Genomic DNA, 17,540 nt, shown 5'->3' with positions numbered 1-17,540 from the left:
GCGGAGCGCGCAACACCGCAGCGCCCGCCACTCCCCGACCAAGGAGGCGGGCGTTGTGCTTTTCCCCTCGCGGCGGGGCGGTGCCGCGTTCTTTGGGGCACGAACCCGCCGTGCGAACAGCGCGCCCCCGGCAGGGTCACGTGTCGACGTCCAGCTCCGTCTTGCACAGGGCGCACCGGGCGCGCAGACGCCCCCGGCAGGGGACGCGGATGCGCTGGAAGCAGGTGGGGCACGGGAAGGAGACCCGTACCGTGCCGGAGGGCGCGGCCTCGAACGTGTAGTCCGGGCCGGAGGCCAGCGCGCGGCGGTCCTTGGCGTACCGGCGGCGGGCCGCCCAGCCCGACGCGGCCAGGGGAGCGCGGCGCACGTCCTGCTGGGCGCGGGCCAGCCCCGCGCGATAGGCGTCGCGGGCCTGAGCGCTGCGGAACCACGGCTCGATGTCGTCGCCGAAGGCCGCCGCGCGCTTGGCCAGCACGTAGCCGAACTCCTCCGGCGTGAGATAGCCGAGCTTGTACGCCGACATCATCAGCCGCTCGCCGCGGATCGCGGCCTCCTCACGGTACGCGTCCAGCAGCAGCCAGCCCGCGCCCAGATACGCGGTGGCGGTGTCGGTCAGAATCTCGTTGTCCCGGGTGCCGGGGAACTCCAGACCGAGCCGGTGCAGGTAGACGTGCATGACCTCGTGGGCGAGCGCCGCCCCGACATCGCGCCGGTCGGTCCTGAACCGCGAGTGCAGCTCGATGAAGTACTCGGGCCCCGCGGCCAGCTCCACATTGCCCGCGTGCACCATGTCGCGGAAGCTCACGACCATCCGCGCGTCCGGCAGCCGGAAGTGCTGCACCATGACGCGGGCCACCCGCTGCGCGCCCAGATACAGGTCCTCGTCCGCGGGGAAGTCCACCAGTTCGGGATGGACGCTGGTGGCGAACCTGGCCACCCCGTCGCCCGACAGCCGCCGGTAGAGCGCGGTGAGCGCGGACCGCACCGTGTCGATGTGCGGGAAACCGTGCACGATGGCCCCGCCACCGGCCGTCGACGACGCGCTGGGTCCAGCCTGCTCGGCCATGAACACCTCCCCGTACCCACCGAGCCTACGCGTCGGCCCGCGCCGTTGTCGCCGCCATCGGCGGCCTCGGCGTCCCGCGGCGGCGGCCTCGCGGGGGTACCAGGTGACGGAGCCGCCGACGTGCGGCAGCATGTGCGACATGCCTGCTCTGACCCGCGCCGAGGCCGAGACCCGCGCCAGCGATCTGACCGTCCGCCACTACGCGATCGACCTCGATCTCACCCGAGGGGAGGACGTCTTCGGCTCGACCTCGGTGATCACCTTCACCGCCGACCGCGCCTGCGACACCTTCGCGGAACTCAAGCCCGCCGCACTGCGCCGCGTCGTGCTCGACGGCACGGAACTCGACCCGGCCACGCTGGACGACAACCGCCTCCCGCTGCTCGGCCTCGCCGCCGGGGACCACGAACTGCGGGTCGAGGCCGACATGCGGTACTCGCACACCGGCGAGGGCATGCACCGCTTCACCGACCCCGCCGACGGGGAGACGTACGTCTACACCCAGCTCTTCATGGAGGACGTGCAGCGCGTCGCCGCCGCCTTCGACCAGCCGGACCTCAAGGCCGTGTTCGAGGTCACGGTGACCGCGCCGCCGCAGTGGACGGTCCTCGGCAACGCGCTCACCACCCGTACCGGCCAGACGCCTGCGGGCGACGGGCGCTGGGCGATGGCCGCGACCCCGCCGATCTCCACGTATCTGCTCGCCGTCGCCGCGGGACCCTGGCACTCGGTACGCACCGAGCACGCCGGGCTGCCCTTCGGCCTGCACTGCCGCCGCTCGCTCGCCCCGCACCTGGACCGGGACGCCGACGAGCTGTTCGACATCACCCGCCGCTGCTTCGACCGCTACCACGAGCTGTTCGCGGAGCCGTACCCCTTCGACTCCTACGACCAGGCGTTCGTCCCCGAGTTCAACGCGGGCGCGATGGAGAACCCCGGACTGGTCACCTTCCGCGACGAGTTCGTCTTCCGCTCGGCCTTCACGCCCACCGAGGCGCAGTTCCGGGCCGTCGTCATCGCGCACGAGATGGCGCACATGTGGTTCGGCGACCTGGTGACGCTGCGCTGGTGGGACGACATCTGGCTGAACGAGTCCTTCGCCGAGTACATGGGCTTCCAAGTCCTGTCCGAGGCCACCGACTTCACCGGCACCTGGACCGACTTCGCCGTCGCCCGCAAGGCGTGGGGCACCGACGCCGACCAGCGGCCCTCCACCCACCCAGTGGCCCCCGACCCCGAGGCCGTGCCCGACACCGCCTCCGCGCTCAACAACTTCGACGGCATCTCGTACGCCAAGGGCGCCTCCGCGCTGCGCCAACTCGTCGCCTGGCTCGGCCAGGAGGACTTCCTCGCCGGGATCAACGAGCACTTCGCCCGGCACCGCTTCGGCAACGCCAACCTCGCCGACTTCATCGACTCGCTGGCCGGCGCCACCGAACGCGACGTGCCCGGCTGGGCCGCCGCCTGGCTGCGCACCAGCGGCGTCGACACGCTCACGCCCGCCACCGTGGCCACCTCCGACAGCGGCTGGCGGCTGGAGATCAGCCACAGCGGAGACCGCCCGCACCGGATCGCCGTCGGCCTGTACGACCGGGCCGCCGACGACCCCGCGCGGCTCGTGCCGCGCGACCGGCTCACCGTCGACATCGACGCGAACGCCGCCGTCAGCGCGCACGAACTGCCCGGCACCCGGCCCGATGTGGTGCTGCTCAACGACGGCGACCTCTCCTTCGCCAAGGTCCGCTTCGACGAACACACCTGGGAGACGCTGGAGGAGACGCTCAGCGGGCTGCCCGAACCGCTCAGCCGGGCCGTCACCTGGTGCGCGGCCCGCGATCTCGTACGCGACGCGAAGATCGCCCCGCGCGACTATCTGGCCCTGGTCGCACGGCAGTTGCCCGCCGAGACCGACCCGGCGCTGGTCGAGGCGGTCCTCACGTTCGCGCGTACGCAGGTCGCCGACCGCTACCTCGACCCGGCGCTGCGCCCCGACGCCCTCGGCAAGCTCGCCGCCACCAGCCGGGCGCTGCTCGCCGACGGCGGCCCCGGGGTCCGGCTCACCGCCACCCGCACCCTCATCGACAGCGCCGTCACCGCGGGCGAGGCGGCCGTACTGCGCGAGTGGTACGACGACGGCAAGATTCCCGGCGCCGCGGACCTCGACGCCGAGCTGCGCTGGAAGGCGCTGCTGCGGCTCGCCGTCCTCGGGCACGCCACCGCCGCCGACATCGACGCCGAGCTGGCCCGCGACCCCAGCGGCACCGGCCGTGAGGGCGCCGCCCGCTGCCGGGCCGCCCTGCCGGACGAGGCGGCAAAGGAGGCCGCCTGGGCGTCGATGTTCCACGACGACACCCTGTCCAACTACCTCTTCGCGGCCACCGCCCAGGGCTTCTGGCACCCCGAACAGGACGCCCTGCTCAGCCCGTTCGTCCCGCGCTTCTACCCCGACGCCATCGCCGTCACCGGCCGTCGGGGTGCGGCCATCGCCGAGGCCATCAGCCGCTATGGCTTCCCCTCGGAGGTCGTCACCGAATCCGCCCTCGAACTCGGCCGCACCGCTCTCTCCGACCCGACCCTCATCCCCGCTCTCCGCCGTGCCCTCACCGACCGCCTCGACGACCTCTCGCGTGCCGCGCGCATCAGGTCCACCTGGTAGCCCAGCCCCCCGAGACGGCTCCTTCACCGGGCCCGGTGGGCCGATCTCTCCAGGGGCGCGGGACCCGCGCGACCTCGCGCCCCAGGACGGTTCCCTTGCACTAGGCGGCACGCCGGTCTTTCCAGGGGCGCGGGGAACTGCGCGGCCTCGCGCCCCAGGACGGTCGCTTTGCCTGGGGCGGTGGGCCGATCTTTCCAGGGGCGCGGGGAACTGCGCGGCCTCGCGCCCCAGGACGGTTCCCTTGCGCTAGGCGGCACGCCGGTCTTTTAGGGGCGCGGGGAACTGCGCGGCCTCGCGCCCCAGGGCGGTTCCCTTGCGCTAGGCGGCACGCCGGTCTTTTAGGGGCGCGGGGAACTGCGCGGCCTCGCGCGCCAGGACGGTTGCTTTGCCTGGGGCGGTGAGCCGGTCTTTTAGGGGCGCTGGGGGCACCTCCCAGCGTTAGCTGGGGGAGGAACTGCGCGCTCAGCTTGCGCGGTGGCGCGGGTGAAAACCGGCCCCAGCGGGGCAGTTGCGGTTGTTTTCGGGCTGAAAGCCCGGTGGGGGCTGGTCGCGCAGTTCCCCGCGCCCCTAAAAGCAGGCCCTACGCAAGGTGGACGCGGGGGGGCGCCCCTGAGAGCACCGTCCTGCGCAAGGTGGACGCGGGGGGGCGCCCCCCAAGAGCAGCGTCCTGCGCGAGGTGGGCGCACGGGGGCGCGGCTGGAAACAGGGGCCTGCGCAGGGCGAAGGTACGGGGGGCGATACCCGTTGGCGTTCGGCGTCGTTGAGTACGGAGAGGTACCGGCGACGACAGGCGGCAACGACTCATGGCGAAGCCACAACTGGCCGGGGGCCGCCAAGGACCCGCAGAACTCGGGCCGTTGCTCGAAACGGCCCGCGCGGCCCTCGCGGAAGGCGCGGCGACCCGCGGCGGCCCCCTGCCCAGCGGCGGCCCCGCCGCGGTGGCGGCGCGGCTGGCCCGGACGGGCCCGCCGCTGCCCCGCACCGGCACCGGAGCGGAAGAAGCCCTGCGCACACTGGTGCGCGCCGTCGCGGAGGGCGCCGCCGACCCGGCGGAACCGGGCTGCGTCGCGCATCTGCACTGCCCGCCCCTGGCCATGGCCGCGGCGGCCGACTTCGCCGCGTCCGTACTGAACCCGTCCATGGACTCCTGGGACCAGGCCCCCGCCGCCACGGCGTTGGAGGCCCGCGTCACGGCGGCACTGGCGGCCCTGGTGTACCCCGGCCACGACGCTCCCGACGCGCTGGTCACGACCGGCGGCACGGAGTCGAACCAGCTCGCGCTGCTGCTGGCCAGGGAGCGTGCGGCGCGTGCGGGCCGCCGCCCGGTGCAGGTGGTGTGCGGGTCGAACGCGCACCACAGCGTGGCCCGCGCGACCTGGCTGCTCGGCCTGCCCCGCCCGGTGGTGCTCGCCACACCCGGCGGCGTACTGGACCCGGCGGCCGTGGAGTCCGTCCTGCGCGGCCTCGCGCCGCACGTGCTGCTGGTCGCGACCGCGGGCACCACGGACACCGGTGCGATCGACGCGCTGCCCGCGCTGGCAGCCGCCGCCGCCCGGCACGACGCCGAGTTGCACGTGGACGCCGCGTACGGCGGCCCGTTGCTGTTCAGCGACCGCGAAGCGGCCAAGCTCGCGGGCCTCGACCAGGCCGTCTCGGTCACCGTCGACCTGCACAAGCTCGGCTGGCAGCCGGTCGCCGCGGGCCTGCTGGTCGTACCCGACGCCGCCGCGCTGCGCCCGCTCGACCACCGCGCCGACTATCTGAACGCGGCCGACGACACCGAGGCCGGGCTGCCCGACCTGCTGGGCCGTTCACTGCGCACCAGCCGCCGCCCCGACGTCCTGAAGATCGCCGTCACCCTGCGGGCGCTCGGCCGCGAGGGGATGGGGCAGCTGGTCGACGCCGTCTGCGCGTCGGCCCGTGAGCTGGCGGAGCGGATCGAACGCCACCCGGACCTGACGCTGTACGCGCACCCCGCCATCAGCACCGTGCTGTTCCGGCCGCGCGGCGCCACCGACGAGGCGATCGCCGCGCTGCGCCGCCGCCTGCTGTACGACGGCCGGGCGGTGCTGGGCCGCGCCCACGTCGGCGGGCGGCTGTGGCTCAAGGCGACGCTGCTGAACCCGTACCTCACCGCGGCGGACCTCGACGCGCTCGTCGCCCTGGCCGCCGAGCCCACGGAGCCCACGGAGCCCACTGCGCCCACGGAGCCCGCTGCGCCCACGGAGCCCGCTGCGCCCACGGAGCCCGCTGCGCCCGCCGAGTCCGCCGAGCCACCGGCACCCGAGGCCCGCTTGCCGCACCCGACACCTCCCCTGACCACGGAAGGCACCACCCCCCGATGACGCCCTCGCACGACGACGCCTCGCACGAGGCCCCCGGAACGGCGCGACCAGCCGGCGCCCCGGCCCCCGCGCCGGTCCCCCACCCGACGACGGTTCCCGCACAGGCGCAAGGACCCGACCGCGCCCCGGCCCCCGCCGCGCCCCCCGCCGAATCGCAGCCGCCCCCCTTCGACCTGCTCGGCATCGGCATCGGCCCGTTCAACCTCTCGCTCGCCGCCCTCGCCGACGGCGTGCCCGACCTCACCGCCGCCTTCTACGACCAGCGGTCCTCCTTCCAGTGGCACCCCGGTCTGCTGATCGACGGCGCCACCCTCCAAGTCCCCTTCCTGGCCGACCTGGTGACCCTCGCGGACCCCGCGAGCCGCTGGTCCTTCCTGAGCTGGCTCAAGACCCGCGAGCGGCTGTTCCCCTTCTACTTCGCCGAGCGCTTCCATGTGCACCGCGCCGAATACGACGCCTACTGCCGGTGGGCCGCCGAGGGGCTGCCCAGTACGCACTTCGGGCAGCAGGTCGACGCCGTGCGCTGGAACGCGGAGCGCGGCCACTTCGAGGTCGACCACACGCACCTGGACGAGCACGGCGAGGCCGAGGCGCTGGGCCGCACGTACGCCCGGCACCTGGTGGTGGGGATCGGCACGGCCCCTTACGTACCGGAGCCCCTGCGCCCGCTCGCGCAGGCGCCGACCGTACCCGTCGTGCACTCCGCGGACTACGTCAAGCAGCGTGAACGGCTGCTGGACGCCGAGCACATCACCGTCGTCGGCTCCGGACAGTCCGGCGCCGAGATCTTCCTCGACCTGCTGCGGGCGCGTCCCGCCGGCCGGGAGCGGCTGACGTGGCTGGCGCGCACGCCCGCCTTCGCGCCGATGGAGTACAGCAAGCTGGGCCTCGAACACTTCACCCCGGACTACACGCGGTACTTCCACGGTCTGCCGGAGCCGGTGCGCGACCGACTGGTGCCGCGGCAGTGGCAGTTGCACAAGGGCATCGACGACGCCACGATCACCGCGATCCACGACGAGCTGTACCGCCGTACGCTCGACGGCGGCTGGCCGGACGCGGTGCTGACGCCCGGCGTCACCGTGCGGACCGCGGGCCGGATCGGCACCCAGAGCATCGAACTGCACCTGGAACACGTCGAACAGGGCACCCGTACCCGGCTGATGACCGACGCGGTGGTGCTGGCGACCGGCTACCGGGAGCGCCCGCTCGACCAGTTGCTCGCGCCGCTCGACCCGTACCTGAAGCGGGACTCCGCCAACCGGCCGCGGATCGACGCGCGGCACCGGCTGGAGCTGGACCGGGCGGTCACCGGCCGGATCTACGTGCAGAACGCGGAGCGGCACAGCCACGGGATCGGCGCGCCCGACCTGGGCCTGGCGGCCTGGCGCTCCGCGGTCATCCTCAACGACCTGACCGGCCTCCTGACCGGCGCGGAGCACTACCCGCTGCCGGCCAGGACGGCCTTCACCACCTTCGGTCTCGACGGCGCCGCCGCCAGCGACGTCCCTACGCGAACAGCGGCACTCCGGCGCGGGTGAGGCGCCACTCGTCGCCGCCGAACGTCGTCGGGTCGATCGTGCCGTGCGCCTGCACCCAGGCGATGATCGTGTTGCGGATCTCGTCCGAGTTGGACCACACCGACTGGGCGGTGGCCACGTGCGGGTAGTTGCTGCCGCCGCCGGAGCGGTAGTTGTTGACCGCGAGCACGAACCGCGCGGCCGGGTCGACCGGCGCGCCGCCGTGCGTGAGGTTGACGATCCGGGAGCCGACCGGCTGCGCGATGTCGATGTCGTACGACACGCCGCTGAGGATGTCGTAGCTGTAGTCGGGGGTGTTGTTGGCGTTGGTGATCTTGGTGACGTCGACGGGCGCGTCCGGCGCGGTCTGCGCGTAGTACGCCGCCGACCACTCCAGGTAGTCCTTGACCTGGGCGCCGGTGAGCAGCTTGGCGTCCAGGGTGTTCTCGTAGACGTACAGCCCTGCCACGTCGCGCAGCGAGACCTGCCCCGCCGGGATCGCGGCGGTGCGGGAGAACGGCGACGCCTCGGAGAGCACCGGCAGGTCGGCGTACGCGGTACCGGCGAGCGCCGCCTTCACCGTGTCGGCCTGCACCAGGTTGAGGAAGTCGATGATCGGCGTGTCCTTGTACGTGGACTCGGCCGCGGACATCGTCGCGGTGCAGGTGCCGATGATCTGGTTGACGTACGCGACGACCTTGTTGTGCTCGTCGCGCACCAGCTTGGCGACGACCGGGTCCTCGGCGACGGTGTTGGCGTTGCGCACCTCGGCCTTGACGGAGGTGACCTCCCACCGGCCGCGGCTGAACTCCAGGTCGATGTCGAAGACGCTCAGCCGCATGCCCCACATCAGGGGCTCGGACAGCACGACGGTCTTGCCGGTCTTCTCGTTGACGACCAGCGTCTGCGGGCGCTCGACGTGGGTGTGGCCGACCAGGATCGCGTCGATGCCGGGCACCTGCCGGGCCACCAGCGAGGAGGCGTTCTCCGGGTACGGGATCGCGTCGCCGTAGGAGGTGCTGCCGTCCAGGCCGGAGTGGTCGGTGCAGATCACCACGTCGCAGCCGAGGGCGCGGAGCTTGGGCACGTAGATCTTCGCCTGCTCGACCAGGCCGGGGAAGGCCATCTTGCCCTGCACGTTGGCCTTGTCCCAGATGGCGATGCCGGGGTTGGTCAGGCCGAGGATGCCGACCTTGACCGGGGGGCCGCCCTGGACGCGGATCTCCTTGACCAGGTAGGGCGGGAAGGCGGGCTTGAGGGTCTTGGCGTCCACCGCGTTGGCGGCGAGCAGCGGGAAGTCGCACTGGTCCTGGAAGGCGCGCAGCAGCGGGATGCCGTAGTTGAACTCGTGGTTGCCCAGCGCCGCCGCGTCGTACTTCATGTGGTTCATGGCCAGCGCCATCGGGTGCTTGGGGCCGCGGCGCGCGCCGGTGATCGGCTCGACCCGCGCGTAGTAGTACGAGAGCTGCGTGCCCTGGATGATGTCGCCCGCGTCGATCAGCAGCGTGCGGTCGTGGCCCTTCTCGGCGCGGGCGTGCGCGACGAGGGTGGAGACCTTGGCGAGGCCGATGTCGTTGTGGGTCGCGTCGTCGTACTCGGCGTTCGTGAAGTAGTCCCAGTTCAGGGCGTGTCCGTGCAGGTCGGTGGTGCCCAGCACCCGCAGGCTGAACGTCTTGGGCTTCCCGTGGCCGTGTCCGTGGTGCCGGTCGGCGGCCTCCGCGGGGCTCGCCCCCACGACCGCCCCGGCGGTGCCCGCGAGCGCCACGCCCGCCCCCGTGGCGGCCGAGCGGTTGATGAAGTCCCTGCGGTTGAGCGCCATCTGTCGTCTCCTCGTTCCCGTCTGCTCCCGGTGCGGGAACAACGCGCGTAGATTCTGCACCGCCCGCCCCACCCGGCGACACCCCCCACACGTAACCGGAAGATGTCCCGCGCGTGACACGCACGGTGCGGCCGACGTGCGATTCCGGGCGCGTAAGACGTGCTCAGCGGGTGCGGGGGTGACAGGAGTGCTCATCGGAGCGGGGGGCCGCACACTTCGACACTTGTCAACAAGCGTTAATCCAGACGTCGTTGGGCAGTTGCCGTGAGCGTGTTCCCTACCAACGAGTAGGTCATACTCTCGACACATGCGCCGAGCCAAAATTGTCTGCACACTGGGCCCCGCCACCGACTCCTACGACCAGATCAAAGCACTGGTCGAGGCCGGAATGGACGTGGCACGACTGAATCTGAGCCATGGAGCGTACGCGGAGCACGAGGACCGCTACCGACGAGTCCGCAAAGCCGCGGACGAGACCGGTCGCAGCGTGGGCATCATGGTTGACCTTCAGGGCCCGAAGATCAGGCTCGGACGTTTCGCCGAAGGACCTGTACTACTCGAACGCGGCGACGAGTTCACGATCACCGTGGACGACATCGAGGGCGACCAGCAGATCTGCGGGACGACGTACAAGGGACTGTCCGCGGACGTCGCCCGCGGCGAGCGCATCCTGGTGGACGACGGGCGCGTCACCCTGGAGGTCACCGACGTCGAGGGACCGCGGGTGCACACCATGGTCATCGAGGGCGGGATGGTCTCCGACAACAAGGGGCTGAATCTCCCCGGTGTCGCCGTGTCGGTGCCCGCGCTGTCCGACAAGGACATCAGGGACCTGCGCTGGGGCCTGCGGATCGGCGCCGACATCATCGCGCTGTCCTTCGTCCGCACCGGGCGGGACGTCGAGGACGTGCTGCGGATCATGGCCGAGGAGGGCCGCCGGGTCCCGGTGATCGCCAAGGTCGAGAAGCCGCAGGCGGTCGACGCCCTCGAAGGGATCGTCGACGCGTTCGACGGGATCATGGTCGCGCGCGGCGACCTCGGCGTCGAGATGCCGCTGGAAGCCGTCCCGATGGTGCAGAAGCGCGCGATCACGCTCGCCAAGCGCAACGCGAAGCCGGTCATCGTCGCCACGCAGATGCTCGACTCGATGATCGACAACTCCCGCCCCACCCGCGCCGAGGCCAGCGATGTCGCCAACGCCGTGATGGACGGCACGGACGCGGTGATGCTCTCCGGTGAGACCAGCGTCGGCAAGTATCCGATCGAGACCGTCAAGACGATGTCGCGGATCGTGTCCGCGGCCGAGGACGCGGTGCTCGCCACCGGCCTGCCGCCGCTCACCGACCAGAACAAGCCCCGTACCCAGGGCGGCGCCGTGGCCCGCGCCGCCGCCGAGATGGGCGACTTCCTCGGCGCCCGCTTCCTGGTCGCCTTCACCCAGTCCGGCGACACCGTCCGCCGCCTGTCCCGCTACCGCTCGCCGATCCCCCTGCTCGCCTTCACCCCGGAGCCCGCGACCCGCTCGCAGTTGAATCTGACCTGGGGAGTGGAGACCTTCCTCGGCCCGATGGTGCAGACCACCGACGAGATGGTCCAACAGGTGGACGAGCAGCTGCTGCGGATCGGCCGCTGCAAGAAGGGCGACATCGTGGTGATCACGGCCGGTTCGCCCCCCGGCATGCCGGGCACCACCAACATGGTCCGGGTCCACCACATCGGCGAGGACGATTCGCCGAAATCCTGACCTGTACGGCGCGGATTCACCCGCCGCGCCCATCACGCCCCGTTCGGCATTCGCCGGGCGGGGCGTCGTCGTCGGCCGCCTTTGCCGCCGATTTCGGCAGCGGCAATGGCGGGGCCTTTGGCCGGCGAATCGAAAAACTTAACGCTATGTAACGCGAACGCAATACGGAATCAGGGCGGTACTCCGACAGGTGCTTACCCTCTGAATCTCCTGACATTCCTGCCGCGGTCACATCGCCTCCCGGCCGCCCCCAAGTCCCCTACCCTTGGCCGGAAGTGCGCGTTCTCATCATGCGGACGCCGGAGCAAAGCACCCAAATCCCTCCGCCAACCTCAGCAGAACCTCAAGAGTTTCCTTCCGGCATAACAAGACAGTCACACTCTTCCCTTCACCTCTGCCTGACTCAGCTCCACGCGCCTAGAGTCACGGCCAGTCACCGCGCCTCCGGATTTGTCAGTTCGGGTTCCAGCGCGCGACTCGGCGTCTCATCAGAGACGGCCGCGCCAGGGGAAAGGACTGATCGTGCGACACCGTTCCTTGCTTGTACTGACCGCCGTACTCACCACTGGAGCCCTCACCCTCACCGCCTGCGGATCGCGGAGCGACGACAAGAAGGGCAGCGGGGACAGCAGCGGCGCCGCCAAGACGACCGTTGTCATCGGTGTCGACGCTCCGCTTACCGGGCAGAACTCGGCCACCGGCCTCGGCATCCAGTACGGCGTGCAGATCGCTGTCGACGACGCCAACAAGAACAACCTCGTCCCCGGGGTGACCTTCAAGATCAAGGCCCTGGACGACAAGGCGCTGCCCGCCACCGGCCAGCAGAACGCCACGGCCCTGGTCGCGGACAGCAGCGTGATCGCCGCCGTCGGCCCGCTGAACTCCGGCGTCGCCCAGTCCATGCAGCAGGTGTTCACCACCGCGAACATGGTCGAGATCTCGCCGTCCAACACCAACCCCACCCTGACCCAGGGCAAGGACTGGAACACCGGCACCAAGGTCCGGCCGTTCAAGACCTACTTCCGTACCGCCACCACCGACGCCCTCCAGGGCGGCTTCGCGGCGGACTACGCCTACAACACCCTGAAGAAGACCAACGCCTTCGTGGTGGACGACAAGCAGACCTACGGCGCGGGTCTCGCGGGCATCTTCAAGGACAAGTTCGGGTCCCTCGGCGGCAAGATCGCCGGCACCGACCACGTCAACACCGGTGACAACGACTTCTCCACGCTCGTCACCAAGATCAAGAACGCCAAGGCCGACATGGTCTACTACGGCGGCCAGTACGACGAGTCGGAGCAGCTCACCAAGCAGCTCAAGGCGGCCGGCGTGAAGATCCCGCTCATGGGCGGCGACGGCATGTTCTCCGACACCTACATCAAGACCGCGGGTGCGGCCTCGGAAGGCGACCTCGCCACCTCCGTCGGCGTCCCGGTCACCACGCTCCCGGCGGCCAAGGACTTCATCGCCACGTACAAGGCGAAGAACTACCCCGGTGACTACGGCACCTACGGCGGCTACTCGTACGACGCCGCCACCGCGATCATCAAGGGCGTCAAGGCCGTCATGGACGCCAACGGCGGCAAGCTCCCCGCCATGGCCGACGCCCGCTCCAAGCTCGTCGACGCCGTCCAGAAGAGCGACTTCGACGGCATCGCCGGTCACGTCTCCTTCGACCAGTACGGCGACACCACCAACAAGCAGCTCACCGTCTACCAGGTCAAGAGCGGCAAGTGGGAGGCCGTGAAGAGCGGCACCTACAGCGGCTGACCGACTCCGTAGCACCCAGGGCCGCGCGGCTGGTCACCCCGACCGCGCGGCCCCCCGCTTACCCCCCCGGCGTACCTTCCCCCCTGCTCCCTCAGTGACATGGAGGCCATGCGGTGCACACCCTGCCGCAACAGCTGGCCAACGGGCTGTTCATCGGCTCGATGTACGGGCTCATCGCCATCGGCTACACGATGGTGTACGGCATCGTCCAGCTCATCAACTTCGCCCACGGCGAGATCTACATGACCGGAGCCTTCGGCGCGCTCGCGGTCTGGACGAATCTCCCCGACAGCACGTCCATCTGGCTCGCACTGCCCCTGATGCTGCTCGGCGGCGCCATCGTGTCCGTGCTCATCGCCGTGGCCGCGGAGCGATTCGCGTACCGGCCGCTGCGCGGCGCACCACGGCTGGCACCACTGATCACCGCCATCGGCCTCTCCCTCGCACTTCAGCAGGCGATCTTCCTCTGGTACCCGGGCGCCGACAACGCCAAGAGCTTCCCGCAACTGCCCGGCGGCCCCTTCCACGTGGGATCGATCAACATCCAGAGCGGTGACATCTTCCTGGTCTCCGCCGCCGTGATCTGCATGGTCGGCCTCGCCGCCTTCGTCCGCACCAGCCGCACCGGCCGCGCCATGCAGGCCACCGCGCAGGACTCGGACACCGCCCAGCTCATGGGCATCGACACCAACCGCATCATCGTCATCGCCTTCGCCATCGGCGGCTTCTTCGCCGCCGTCGCCGGACTCGCCTCCGGCCTCAAGTACGGCCAGGTCAAGTACGACATCGGCTTCCAGGCCGGACTCAAGGCGTTCACCGCGGCCGTTCTCGGCGGCATCGGCAACATCTACGGCGCCATGCTCGGCGGCCTCGTCCTCGGCATCGCCGAGTCCTGCGCCTCCGCCTACATCTCCAACATCCCCGGCATGCAGCAGCTCGGCGGCGGAAGCTGGGCGAACGTCTGGGCCTTCGTGCTCCTCATCGTCGTCCTGCTCGTCCGGCCGCAAGGTCTGCTCGGCGAGCGCGTCGCGGACAGGGCGTGACACCGATGACCGACATCCCCGTAAGCGCCGCGGAGTCCATCGCCGTCGACACCGCGAAACCGGCCGGACGCAGGGTCGCCCCCTTCGTACCGCTGCCGCGGACCGCCGCCCAGGCGGTCACCCTCGTCGGCGCCGTGGCGACCATCGCCTCCACCTTCATGTCCTGGACGTACACCACCGAGTTCCCCGGCGACCTCACCGTCTCCGGCTACCCCGGCGGTCTCCAGGTCCTCACCCTGGTCGGCGCCATCGTCACCGGCCTGTTCGCGCTCGGCGCCTTCGGCCTCAAGGGCCTGCGCTGGCTCACCCCCAACCGCTCCAACAACCCGGTGCTGCTGCTCGCCCTCGGCACCCTGGGCACCACCTGGTACACGGTGATCGCCATCGCCGAGAAGCTCGGCGGTCTGGCCAACCTCGACCCCGGCGGCTTCGTCGCCGCGATCGGCAGCCTGGTCCTGGTGATCGGCGCCCTCGCACTGCCGATCCACCGGCACCCGCGGGAGACCCACGACACCGAGTACTTCGAACTCGGCCGCTTCTCCACGGTCGGCCCGGTCGTCGGCACGTACAAGTGGCTGCGCGAACTGCGCCCCCACCACAGCGATCTCCCGGTCGCCGACCCGACGAAGCTGCCCGGCTGGGTCCAGCGGCTGATCATCACCGTGGCCGCCGCGATCGGCCTCGAGGTCTTCACCTACGGCCTCGCCACCGGCTACACCGAGATCTTCCTCGGCTTCCTCATCGTCGTGGTCTTCACCATCTGGGCGCTGAGCGCGGCCGGTCTGCTCCGGCAGTTCTCCGGACTCACCGCCGCCCACCGCTCGTTCGCCAACACGATGGGCTTCCTGGCCGCGCTGGCCTACCCCTTCGCGCAGAACGACGAGCACTACGCCAACCTCGGCGTCAACATCCTGATCTTCGGCACCGTCGCCCTCGGCCTCAACATCGTCGTCGGCCTCACCGGCCTGCTCGACCTCGGTTACGTCGCCTTCCTCGGCGTCGGCGCGTACGCCGCCGCCCTGGTCTCCGGCTCGCCGTTCTCGATCTGGTCCGGCGTCCAGTTCCCGTTCTGGGCCGCCGCCCTCACCGGCATGGCCGCCTCGCTGGTCTTCGGCGTCCTCATCGGCGCCCCCACCCTGCGGCTGCGCGGCGACTACCTGGCCATCGTCACGCTCGGCTTCGGTGAGATCTTCCGCATCGTCGTCAACAGCCTCGACGGCGTATCGGGCCCGAAGGTCACCAACGGCCCCAACGGCATCTCGCAGATCCCCGACCTGTCGATCTTCGGGTACAACCTCGGCGCCTCGCACGACATCGGCTCCGTCACCCTCGGCCGGTTCGCCAACTACTACCTGCTGATGCTGCTGATCACGGTCATCGTGGTGCTGATCTTCACCCGCGCCGCCGACTCCCGGATCGGCCGCGCCTGGGTCGCCATCCGCGAGGACGAGACCGCCGCCACCGCCATGGGCATCAACGGCTTCCGGGTCAAGCTGATCGCCTTCGCCCTCGGCGCCTCGCTCGCCGGACTCGCGGGCACCGTCAGCGCCCACGTCACGTACAACGTGGTGCCCAACCCGTACCAGTTCGCGGGCGCCGCCCCGCCCAACTCGGCCTTCCTGCTCGCCGCCGTCGTCCTCGGCGGCATGGGTACGGTCAGCGGCCCGATCCTCGGCGCGGCGCTGCTCTACCTGCTCCCCGAGAAGCTCGGCTTCCTGGAGCGGTACGAACTCTTCGCGTTCGGCCTCGCCCTGATCCTGATCATGCGCTTCCGGCCCGAGGGCATCATCCCCAACCGGCGCCGCCAGCTCGAATTCCACCAGGACGAAGTGCTCATCCCCGAGCAACGCCCGCTCGGCGACGACACCGTCCCGGCCAGCCCGGCAGGGGCGTGAGAGACACATGACCATCATCAGCCAAGAGCAGCCGACCCCGGCAGCGGCCTCCGACGGCGGCCCACTGCTCCAGGCCAGCGGCGTCGTCATGCGGTTCGGCGGCCTCACCGCCGTCCGCGACGTCGACCTCACCGTCAACAGCGGTGAGATCGTCGGACTGATCGGCCCCAACGGCGCCGGGAAGACCACCTTCTTCAACTGCCTCACCGGCCTGTACGTCCCCACCGAGGGCAAGGTCACCTACCGAGGCGAGGTGCTGCCGCCCAAACCGCACCTGGTCACCCAGGCCGGACTCGCCCGCACCTTCCAGAACATCCGGCTCTTCTCCAACATGACCGTGCTGGAGAACGTGCTGGTCGGCAGGCACACCAGGACCCGCGAGGGACTGCTGTCCGCCCTCATCCGCGGCCCCGGCTACCACAAGGCCGAAGCCCGGTCGCGGGCGCGGGCCATGGAGATCCTGGAGTTCATCGGACTGGCCGGCAAGGCCGACCACCTCTCGCGCAACCTCCCCTACGGCGAGCAGCGCAAGCTGGAGATCGCCCGCGCGCTGGCCAGCGAGCCCGGCCTGCTGCTGCTGGACGAGCCCACGGCCGGTATGAACCCGCAGGAGACCAGGGCCACCGAGGAGTTGGTCTTCGCCATCCGCGACCAGGGCATCGCCGTCCTGGTCATCGAGCACGACATGCGGTTCATCTTCAACCTGTGCGACCGCGTCGCCGTCCTCGTCCAGGGCGAGAAACTGGTCGAGGGCACCTCCGACGTGGTCCAGCAGGACGAACGGGTCATCGCGGCCTACCTCGGTGAACCCTTCGAAGGCGCGCCCACCGGTGAGGGCGACGCCGCAGTGGAAGCGGCCGCGGCCGAAGCCGGGGCCGAGGAGCAGGAGAACGACCGATGACCGCACTGCTCGAAGTCGAGGACCTCCGGGTCGCCTACGGCAAGATCGAGGCCGTCAAGGGCATCTCGTTCACCGTCGAGGCGGGCCAGATCGTCACCCTGATCGGCACCAACGGCGCGGGCAAGACCACCACGCTGCGCACCCTCAGCGGTCTGCTCAAGCCGATCGGCGGCCGGGTCAGCTTCGACGGCAAGGTGCTCACCCGCGTCCCGGCGCACCGGATCGTCGCCCTGGGCCTGGCGCACTCCCCGGAGGGCCGGCACATCTTCCCCCGGCTCACCATCGAGCAGAATCTCCAGCTCGGCGCCTTCCTCCGCAAGGACACGGCGGCCATCGCCAAGGACATCCAGCGCGCCTACGACCTCTTCCCGATCCTCGGGGAGCGCCGCAGGCAGGCCGCGGGCACGCTGTCCGGCGGCGAGCAGCAGATGCTCGCCATGGGCCGCGCGCTGATGTCGCAGCCCAAGCTGCTCATGCTCGACGAGCCCTCGATGGGTCTGTCGCCGATCATGATGCAGAAGATCATGACGACCATCGTGGAGCTGAAGGCCCAGGGCACCACGATCCTGCTGGTCGAGCAGAACGCGCAGGCCGCGCTCTCGCTCGCCGACCAGGCCCATGTGATGGAGATCGGCACGATCAAGCTCTCCGGCACCGGCCAGGACCTGCTGCACGACGACGGCGTCCGCAAGACCTACCTCGGCGAGGACTGAGGCTCGCCCGACCGGGCCCGGAACACGGCGCAGGGCCCGCACCCCGACCGGGGTGCGGGCCCTGCGCC

At 70.8% G+C, this 17,540-nt stretch carries 11 protein-coding genes; 9 read left to right on the top strand and 2 right to left on the bottom strand.

What is annotated here, in order from left to right; translation table 11 throughout:
- Positions 1 to 136 precede the first annotated feature (136 nt).
- A complete protein-coding gene (locus tag ACZ37P_RS00880) occupies positions 137 to 1,066 on the bottom strand; it encodes a hypothetical protein (RefSeq protein ID WP_355333984.1) in 930 nt (309 codons plus the stop codon).
- Between the two features lie 139 nt (positions 1,067 to 1,205).
- Between ACZ37P_RS00880 and pepN the strand changes: the two genes are divergently transcribed.
- The 3 genes from pepN (at position 1,206) to ACZ37P_RS00865 (ending at position 7,608) form a co-directional block, all read left to right on the top strand.
- Positions 1,206 to 3,722: an aminopeptidase N gene (gene pepN, locus ACZ37P_RS00875; RefSeq protein WP_467344199.1), complete on the top strand. Its 2,517-nt coding sequence runs from the start codon at positions 1,206 to 1,208 to the stop codon at positions 3,720 to 3,722.
- Positions 3,723 to 4,525: 803 nt separating this feature from the next.
- The gene (locus ACZ37P_RS00870; protein ID WP_467344198.1) at positions 4,526 to 6,067 is read left to right on the top strand and encodes a pyridoxal phosphate-dependent decarboxylase family protein; all 1,542 of its coding nucleotides are present in this window, start codon (positions 4,526 to 4,528) and stop codon (positions 6,065 to 6,067) included.
- Entirely contained in the window at positions 6,064 to 7,608 is a 1,545-nt protein-coding gene (locus ACZ37P_RS00865) for a lysine N(6)-hydroxylase/L-ornithine N(5)-oxygenase family protein (RefSeq protein WP_401313412.1), read from the top strand. Before ACZ37P_RS00870 ends, ACZ37P_RS00865 begins: the two co-directional genes overlap by 4 nt.
- Here the strand turns inward: ACZ37P_RS00865 and ACZ37P_RS00860 are convergent.
- Entirely contained in the window at positions 7,577 to 9,406 is a 1,830-nt protein-coding gene (locus tag ACZ37P_RS00860) for a bifunctional metallophosphatase/5'-nucleotidase (RefSeq protein WP_467344195.1), read from the bottom strand. The two genes, ACZ37P_RS00865 and ACZ37P_RS00860, sit on opposite strands and share 32 nt — an antisense overlap.
- A gap of 307 nt (positions 9,407 to 9,713) precedes the next feature.
- Between ACZ37P_RS00860 and pyk the strand changes: the two genes are divergently transcribed.
- The 6 genes from pyk (at position 9,714) to ACZ37P_RS00830 (ending at position 17,472) form a co-directional block, all read left to right on the top strand.
- A complete protein-coding gene (gene pyk, locus ACZ37P_RS00855) occupies positions 9,714 to 11,150 on the top strand; it encodes a pyruvate kinase (protein WP_355333972.1) in 1,437 nt (478 codons plus the stop codon).
- Between the two features lie 522 nt (positions 11,151 to 11,672).
- A complete protein-coding gene (locus ACZ37P_RS00850; protein ID WP_355333970.1) occupies positions 11,673 to 12,920 on the top strand; it encodes a branched-chain amino acid ABC transporter substrate-binding protein in 1,248 nt (415 codons plus the stop codon).
- Positions 12,921 to 13,033: 113 nt separating this feature from the next.
- Positions 13,034 to 13,963, top strand: a complete 930-nt coding sequence (locus ACZ37P_RS00845) for a branched-chain amino acid ABC transporter permease (protein ID WP_355333968.1) — start codon at positions 13,034 to 13,036, stop codon at positions 13,961 to 13,963.
- A gap of 5 nt (positions 13,964 to 13,968) precedes the next feature.
- Positions 13,969 to 15,858 carry a branched-chain amino acid ABC transporter permease gene (locus ACZ37P_RS00840; protein WP_355333965.1) on the top strand — a complete coding sequence of 630 codons (1,890 nt, stop codon included), beginning with the start codon at positions 13,969 to 13,971 and terminating at the stop codon, positions 15,856 to 15,858.
- A gap of 7 nt (positions 15,859 to 15,865) precedes the next feature.
- Positions 15,866 to 16,759 (top strand): ABC transporter ATP-binding protein, encoded by an 894-nt coding sequence (locus ACZ37P_RS00835; protein ID WP_355333963.1) that lies wholly within the window; start codon positions 15,866 to 15,868, stop codon positions 16,757 to 16,759.
- The gene (locus tag ACZ37P_RS00830; RefSeq protein ID WP_188282943.1) at positions 16,756 to 17,472 is read left to right on the top strand and encodes an ABC transporter ATP-binding protein; all 717 of its coding nucleotides are present in this window, start codon (positions 16,756 to 16,758) and stop codon (positions 17,470 to 17,472) included. The genes ACZ37P_RS00835 and ACZ37P_RS00830 overlap by 4 nt, the downstream gene beginning before the upstream one ends.
- The last annotated feature ends 68 nt before the right edge of the window (positions 17,473 to 17,540 follow it).

This window comes from Streptomyces sp. NPDC024632 (genome assembly GCF_055559175.1).
The sequence above is the reverse complement of the archived record's forward strand: the minus strand, read 5'-3'. Positions and strand labels throughout refer to the sequence as shown.

Bases quoted from the DNA above. Each gene is read 5' to 3' on its own strand.
- ACZ37P_RS00830 (WP_188282943.1), top strand. From the start codon at position 16,756: ATGACCGCACTGCTCGAAGTCGAGGACCTCCGGGTCGCCTACGGCAAG.
- pyk (WP_355333972.1), top strand. From the start codon at position 9,714: ATGCGCCGAGCCAAAATTGTCTGCACACTGGGCCCCGCCACCGACTCC.
- ACZ37P_RS00840 (WP_355333965.1), top strand. From the start codon at position 13,969: ATGACCGACATCCCCGTAAGCGCCGCGGAGTCCATCGCCGTCGACACC.
- ACZ37P_RS00835 (WP_355333963.1), top strand. From the start codon at position 15,866: ATGACCATCATCAGCCAAGAGCAGCCGACCCCGGCAGCGGCCTCCGAC.
- ACZ37P_RS00865 (WP_401313412.1), top strand. From the start codon at position 6,064: ATGACGCCCTCGCACGACGACGCCTCGCACGAGGCCCCCGGAACGGCG.
- ACZ37P_RS00880 (WP_355333984.1), bottom strand. From the start codon at position 1,066: ATGGCCGAGCAGGCTGGACCCAGCGCGTCGTCGACGGCCGGTGGCGGG.
- ACZ37P_RS00860 (WP_467344195.1), bottom strand. From the start codon at position 9,406: ATGGCGCTCAACCGCAGGGACTTCATCAACCGCTCGGCCGCCACGGGG.
- pepN (WP_467344199.1), top strand. From the start codon at position 1,206: ATGCCTGCTCTGACCCGCGCCGAGGCCGAGACCCGCGCCAGCGATCTG.
- ACZ37P_RS00870 (WP_467344198.1), top strand. From the start codon at position 4,526: ATGGCGAAGCCACAACTGGCCGGGGGCCGCCAAGGACCCGCAGAACTC.